6 protein-coding genes are annotated in these 6,463 nt (G+C 58.2%); all 6 read left to right on the top strand.

What is annotated here, in order from left to right; all coding sequences use genetic code 11:
- Positions 1–192: 192 nt before the first annotated feature.
- Genes rimP through rpsO form a run of 6 tightly spaced genes read left to right on the top strand, consistent with a single transcriptional unit; the run spans position 193 to position 6,458 of the window.
- Positions 193–654 carry a ribosome maturation factor RimP gene (rimP, locus tag M0P56_RS06585; protein ID WP_291509238.1) on the top strand — a complete coding sequence of 154 codons (462 nt, stop codon included), beginning with the start codon at positions 193–195 and terminating at the stop codon, positions 652–654.
- Positions 655–685: 31 nt separating this feature from the next.
- On the top strand, positions 686–2,167 hold the full coding sequence (gene nusA, locus M0P56_RS06580; protein ID WP_291509237.1) for a transcription termination factor NusA: 1,482 nt from the start codon (positions 686–688) through the stop codon (positions 2,165–2,167).
- A gap of 59 nt (positions 2,168–2,226) precedes the next feature.
- Complete coding sequence (infB, locus tag M0P56_RS06575) at positions 2,227–4,863, top strand: translation initiation factor IF-2 (protein WP_291509236.1); 2,637 nt, start codon at positions 2,227–2,229, stop codon at positions 4,861–4,863.
- A 6-nt stretch (positions 4,864–4,869) separates the two neighbouring features.
- On the top strand, positions 4,870–5,268 hold the full coding sequence (locus tag M0P56_RS06570; RefSeq protein WP_291509235.1) for a ribosome-binding factor A: 399 nt from the start codon (positions 4,870–4,872) through the stop codon (positions 5,266–5,268).
- The gene (truB, locus tag M0P56_RS06565; RefSeq protein ID WP_291509234.1) at positions 5,265–6,149 is read left to right on the top strand and encodes a tRNA pseudouridine(55) synthase TruB; all 885 of its coding nucleotides are present in this window, start codon (positions 5,265–5,267) and stop codon (positions 6,147–6,149) included. The genes M0P56_RS06570 and truB overlap by 4 nt, the downstream gene beginning before the upstream one ends.
- Positions 6,150–6,188: 39 nt before the next feature.
- A complete protein-coding gene (gene rpsO, locus M0P56_RS06560; RefSeq protein ID WP_291509233.1) occupies positions 6,189–6,458 on the top strand; it encodes a 30S ribosomal protein S15 in 270 nt (89 codons plus the stop codon).
- Positions 6,459–6,463 lie beyond the last annotated feature (5 nt).

Genomic DNA, 6,463 nt, shown 5'->3' with positions numbered 1-6,463 from the left:
AACAGGACCGTGAAACGCTGCAGCGCCTATGATAGTTGAGGGCCTCCCTCCGCGAAAGTCGGTCACCGCCAGACACCTATACCCAACAACCCCGACTCTCTACTCTGAGACGGGGTTGTTTTTTGTGGTGATTCTGCGTATCATGCGCAAAAAAGTGGGCCAAGTGCCCACTTTTTGTTTCTGTACTTGGGAATGGTGAACGTGGAAGATCGACTTTATGAAGGAATTGCTCAGCAAGTAGGCGCCGTAGGCTGCGCCTTGGTGGATGCACGTATGGTGCGTGCGGGGCGCGCAGTGACGTTACAAGTCTTCATAGAGAAAGATGGCACAGCGGCAGTTACAATCGAAGATTGTGCGGCGGTGAGTCGCCAGCTGAGCCTGTGGCTCGATGTGGAAAATCCAATCAATGCAGCATACCGTCTGGAGGTATCTAGCCCGGGGCTGGACAGGCCGCTAAAAAATTTACACGATTTTGACCGATTTAAAGGATCTCAGGCCGAGATTCACCTGCATGGTTTGATGCAAGGGCGGCGCCGTGTGCAGGGTGAGTTGCTTGGCGTTGAAGATCAGAAAGTGGTTTTAAAAAATGCTGAGGGGCGCTGGGCGTTTGCAGTGGAAGATATCCACAAGGCAAGGCTGGTTCCCCAATGGTGAGTAGACGGAACATGCAGAGAGGAGCAGGTCAATGAGTCGTGAACTTCTTTATCTGGCGGATGCCGTCGCCCATGAGAAGGATGTGGACCGGGAAGTGATTTTCCAGGCCTTGGAGGCGTCTCTGGTCTCCGCCTCCAAAAAGAAATATGGGCAGGACTGGCATATCGCGGTGGATGTGGATCGTAAGACAGGCGACTATGTAACCCGCCGTCTGTGGGAAGTGGTAGCGGATGAGAGTACGGCTTTTGAAGCGGATCAGCAGATTCGTCTGAGCGATGCCCGACAAAACCGTCCCGATGTCGAGCTCGGTGCTTATATCGAAGAAGTGTTGCCCCCTGTCGAGTTCGGACGGATCGCCGCACAAACGGCCAAGCAGGTGATTGTGCAAAAAGTGCGGGACGCCGAGCGCGATAGAATCGTCGCGGACTTTGCGTTACGCAAGGGTGATATCATCAGTGGCCTGGTCAAACGCCTGGAAAAAGGCAATGCCATCGTCGATATGGGGCGTGCGGAGGCCATTCTTCCCAAGGAAGAGATGATGCCGCGCGAAGCTATCCGTCCCGGTGATCGCGTGCGTGCGTATCTCCAGGATGTGCGCCGTGTGCAGCGGGGGCCACAGCTCTTTTTGTCGCGGACCAGTCCCGAATTGCTGATCAAGCTATTCGCCCAGGAAGTTCCGGAAATCGGGAACGGGATGATCGAAATCATGGGGGCCGCACGTGATCCGGGCCTGCGGGCGAAGCTGGCCGTGCGCTCTAATGATCCGCGTGTCGACCCGGTGGGCGCCTGTGTCGGTCTGCGTGGTAACCGAGTGCAGACGGTCATCAATGAGTTGAAAGGCGAGCGGATTGATATTGTGATCTGGGCGGCCGATCCAGCCAGCTATGTGATCAATGCTCTGTCGCCTGCGGAAGTGTCCAGTATCGTGGTGGATGAGAATACGCACAGTATGGATGTGGTAGTCGGGCCTGAGCATTTGTCGCAGGCCATTGGTCGGGGTGGTCAGAACGTCAGGCTGGCCACGCAATTGACGGGCTGGACCATCAACATTCTGACTGAGGAAGAGGCCCAGACCAAGCGTGACGAAGAAGAGTCGACCTTCCTCCATCACTTCATCCAGGAACTGGGGGTGGATGAGGATTTGGCGGGCTTGCTGGTCAGCGAGGGCTTTACTTCTATTGAGGAAGTGGCCTATGTTCCGGTCGCCGAGATGATGGAGATTGAGGGGCTGGACGAGGATCTCGTCGGTGAATTGCGGCGCCGTGCGCGCGACGTCCTGCTCAATAAGGCTATTGCCCAGGAAGAGCAGGTGGCGCTCAGTGAACCGGCAGAGGATTTGCTGTCCCTGAAAGGTATGGATAGGGGCTTGGCGCACTTACTGGCCAGTAAAGGTGTGGTCACTTCCGAGGACTTGGCGGAACTGGCTACGAGCGAGCTATGCGAGATGGTCGGTGTGGATGAGGAGCGGGCCAAGGCTCTCATTCTGGAGGCGCGTGCGCCCTGGTTTGCTTGATACAGACCCTGTCCCCGAGACGTATGTCGGCGGGGTAGCGGTTTTGGAGAATGAGGATTATGACGGTAACTGTCGCCAATTTTGCTGCTGAATTGGGTGTAACAAATGCTCGGCTGCTGGAGCAGTTGAATGCTGCGGGCATTTCCAAGAATACGGCCGAGGATGTGGTCACTGAGGACGACAAACATCGTCTTCTCGCTTCGTTGCGCAGTGCGCACGGAGAGGGAGGCGGAGAACTGCGCCGCATTACACTCAACCGCACCAGCACCTCGGAAATAAAACAGTCTGTAGGCGCCGGGAAATCGCGTACGGTGCAGGTGGAAGTGCGCCGTAAACGGACTTACGTCAAACGGGAAGCGGTGGTTGAAGAGGCCACGGAATCAGCTATTCCAGAACAAACCCCAGCGAGTGATCGGATGACCCCAACGGTAATGGAGTCGGCGCCGACTGTGGAAACGGTTTCTGCGGGAGAGGCTGTGCGGGTTTCTACCGAGCCGGTGCTTGCGGAAGTTGTGGCTGATCAGCAGATGCAGCCGGCGCATGCGGCGGCTGCACCAGTGGTGACGATGGAACCACCTGCGCAACAGGTTCCGTCGCTCCCTGAAGCGAGGTTGGCACCCGCACCTTCGCGCGCTCCGGAACGGCCTAGTCCTGATCGCGGCAGGACACCGGCAATAGGCGCGGAACGTGCACGGTCTGCAGCACCATCGCCAGCGAGCAGAACGCCTGCCGCAACGACGCCAGCGAAAGGCAAAAAAGCTGGTCCGGGCGCGCGCGCGGGGGATGATGATGCCCGCCGTGGCGGAGCAGCTCGGCGGGGCGGGCGACGCAGTGACGAGGGCGGCAATGCCGATGCCCTCGCCCGGCGCCACAAGTCCGGAGACAAACGAGGCCGCGGCAGGGGGGGGGCTGCCGCAAGCGAATGGGCGGTGGCGCCGGTCATCCGCGAAGTGGCGATTCCCGAAACGATTACTGTGGGTGAGTTGGCCAGCCGGATGGCGATTAAGGCCACTGACGTGATCAAGGCGATGATGAAGATGGGGGTGATGGCCACCATCAATCAGGTGATTGATCAGGAAACCGCCGCAATCGTCGTAGAGGAACTGGGGCACAAGGTAAAGTTGGTGGGAATCACCAGTCCCGAAGCCTTCCTGGTAGAGGATGGGACTGCGGAGGCACCAATCATGGGCCGACGGCCTCCGGTGGTGACGGTCATGGGGCATGTGGACCATGGTAAAACGTCGCTACTGGACCGGATTCGTTCTACGCAGGTAGCCAGTGGTGAGGCTGGGGGTATTACCCAGCACATCGGCGCCTACCATGTGGAGACGCCGAAAGGGATGGTGACCTTCCTCGATACGCCGGGCCACGAGGCGTTTACGGCCATGCGTGCCCGTGGTGCGCAGGCGACGGATATTGTCGTGCTGGTGGTGGCAGCCGATGACGGGGTAATGCCGCAGACGATAGAGGCGATTCACCACGCCAGGGCCGCTAAAGTGCCCATGGTGGTGGCGGTGAACAAGATCGATAAGCCGTCCGTAGATCCGGAACGCATACGCCAGGAACTCGCCGGGCATGAAGTGGTGCCTGAGGAGTGGGGCGGTGACACGCAATTTGTGAATGTCTCTGCAAAGACCGGGCTGCATATTGATGATTTACTAGACGCTATTTTGTTGCAGGCAGAGATGCTGGATCTGGATGTTCAGGTGAACGGTCCGGCGAAGGGCGTGGTCATCGAGTCCCGACTGGATCGTGGACGTGGCGTCGTGGCATCGGTGCTGGTACGTCAGGGCACCCTGCATACGGGTGATATGCTTCTGGCTGGAGCACAGTTTGGACGGGTGCGGGCCTTGGTGGATGATACTGGCCAGCCGACGCAGTCGGTGGCTCCGGGCATGCCGGCAGAGGTGCTGGGTCTGGGGGATGTGCCTCAGGCCGGTGACGAGGTGGTCGTGGTGGCTGATGAGCGTAAAGCACGCGAAGTGGCGCTCTTTCGCCAGGGTAAATTCCGTGACGTGCGTCTGGCGAAGAGTCAGAAGGCGACACTGGAAAGCCTGTTCGAGGCCGCCGCAGATGGTCAGTTGCAGCAGTTGAATTTGCTGATTAAGGCAGACGTGCAGGGCTCCGTAGAGGCCTTGGCCACGACGCTGGAACGCCTTTCCACTGCCGAGGTAAAGGTCAATGTCATTCACTCCGGGGTCGGTGGCATCACGGAGTCCGATGTGAACCTCGCCGCGGCGTCTCAGGCGGTCATCATCGGCTTCAACGTGCGTGCGGAAGCGCCTGCGCGGCGTCTGATCGACCATAGCGGCGTGGATGTCCGTTATCACAGCGTCATTTATGATGCGGTGGACGAAGTGAAGGCTGCTATGAGTGGCATGCTCGCTCCCGAAATCCGTGAGCGTATTCTGGGCCATGCGCAGGTGCGCGATACGTTCCGGGTGCCCAAAGTGGGTACGATTGCCGGTTGTATGGTTACCGACGGCATCTTGCGGCGTAACGCCAAGGTCCGGGTAATCCGTCAGGATGTGGTCATTCATGCCGGAGAAATGGATTCCTTGCGGCGCTTCAAAGAAGATGTCAAAGAAGTGCGTGAAGGTTTTGAGTGTGGTGTGGGTATCCGCAACTTTAATGATTTGAAAAACGGCGACGTCATTGAGGCTTTCGAAACCACTGAAGTGGCGCGAACGGTCTAGGAGGCGGTGTTGCATAGTTCTCATCGCGCGTATCCGCGCGGCGCCAGGGTGGCCCATTTACTGCGGGAAGAGATTGCAGCGGTATTGCCGCGTCTGCACGGGCTACCTTCCGAGTTGGCCCTGCTGCCCCCCAGTATCACACTGGTGGATTTGCCGGCGGATATGCGCTCGGCAGCCGTATATTTTTCGTTGATGGAGGGCCCTGAGCGGGCCGATGCGGTGCGTCAGGTGTTACAGGATCATGCCGGAGAAATTCGGCAGCTCCTGGGAAAGCGTTTGGCATTGCGGCGCATTCCGCCCCTGCATTTTATTTACGACGCGCGTTTTGACCGTGGCGCAGAAATGGCGGAGCTCCTGGCGCACCTGCCGCCGGCGCAGGAATCGGAACCGGAGGATCTGCCATGAGTTGTCAGCATGGTCTGTTGCTCCTCGACAAACCCGCGGGGCTGACGTCCAACGCGGCCTTGCAGCGGGCTAAACGTCTGCTCGGCATTAAAAAAGCCGGGCATACAGGGAGCCTCGATCCCATCGCTACCGGGCTGCTGGTCTTGCTTTTTGGTGAGGCCACTAAAGTCTCGGACTATATTCTTAATGCGGACAAGTCCTATCGGGCGACCTTGCGTCTGGGGCAGACCACGACGACGGGTGACAGCGAGGGAAAAATTCTCGAAGAGCGGCCGGTAACCGTCAGCGCCGAGCAGGTGCGTGCGGTGTTACCGCAGTTTCTCGGTGAGATCGCGCAAATCCCGCCCATGTATTCGGCGATCAAGCAGGGTGGCAAGCCGCTTTACGAGCTGGCGCGCAAGGGCCTGGAGGTGGAGCGGGCGGCACGGCAGGTACGCATCGATGCGCTCGACCTGATTGCGTTGGACGGTGATCGTTTGGTACTGGATGTGCACTGTTCCAAGGGCACCTATATCCGCAGTCTGGCGGTAGATATCGGTGCAGCACTGGGGTGTGGTGCGCATGTTGAAGGATTGCGGCGGACCTCTACCGGTCCCTTTGATATCGCGCAGGCGTTGACCCTGGAGAAGCTTGCCGAGGTGCTTGGGCGTGGGGAATGTCCGCTTAAAGCCATGGATTTGGCTTTGGAATATTTACCGGCGGTGACTCTGACGGAGAACACGGCCTATTACCTGCGTCAGGGACAGGGGGTCGTGGTTGCCCACGCGCCTTCTTCTCTTGGACGTATTCGCCTCTATGGACCGGGGGAGCAGTTCCTCGGTTTAGGAGAGGTCATGGACGACGGAAAGGTGGCGCCTCGCCGCCTCATGAGCGTAAACTAGGGATTATTGTTTTTTTAGAATTTCCGAGGAGAAGGAATTATGTCATTGTCTCGTGATATCAAAGCAGAAGTTGTCCAGGGTTATGCCACGCATGCGGGGGATACGGGTTCTCCTGAAGTGCAGGTTGCCCTGCTGACCACCCGTATTGAAGGGCTGGCCGATCATTTTAAGATCAATAAGCATGACCACCATTCCCGTCAGGGTCTTTTGAAAATGGTCGGCCAGCGCCGCAAGTTGCTGGACTATCTGAAGAAGCGGGATGTGAATCGCTATCGCACGCTGATCGAACGTCTGGGTCTGCGTAAGTAAGGAGA

The organism is Acidithiobacillus sp. (genome assembly GCF_023229925.1).
In the GTDB taxonomy this organism is placed as follows: domain Bacteria; phylum Pseudomonadota; class Gammaproteobacteria; order Acidithiobacillales; family Acidithiobacillaceae; genus Acidithiobacillus.
This window is presented reverse-complemented; position numbering and strand designations above follow the sequence as displayed.

Coding starts and splice junctions, on each gene's coding strand:
- nusA (WP_291509237.1), top strand. CDS start 686: ATGAGTCGTGAACTTCTTTATCTGGCGGATGCCGTCGCCCATGAGAAG.
- rimP (WP_291509238.1), top strand. CDS start 193: ATGGTGAACGTGGAAGATCGACTTTATGAAGGAATTGCTCAGCAAGTA.
- rpsO (WP_291509233.1), top strand. CDS start 6,189: ATGTCATTGTCTCGTGATATCAAAGCAGAAGTTGTCCAGGGTTATGCC.
- infB (WP_291509236.1), top strand. CDS start 2,227: ATGACGGTAACTGTCGCCAATTTTGCTGCTGAATTGGGTGTAACAAAT.
- truB (WP_291509234.1), top strand. CDS start 5,265: ATGAGTTGTCAGCATGGTCTGTTGCTCCTCGACAAACCCGCGGGGCTG.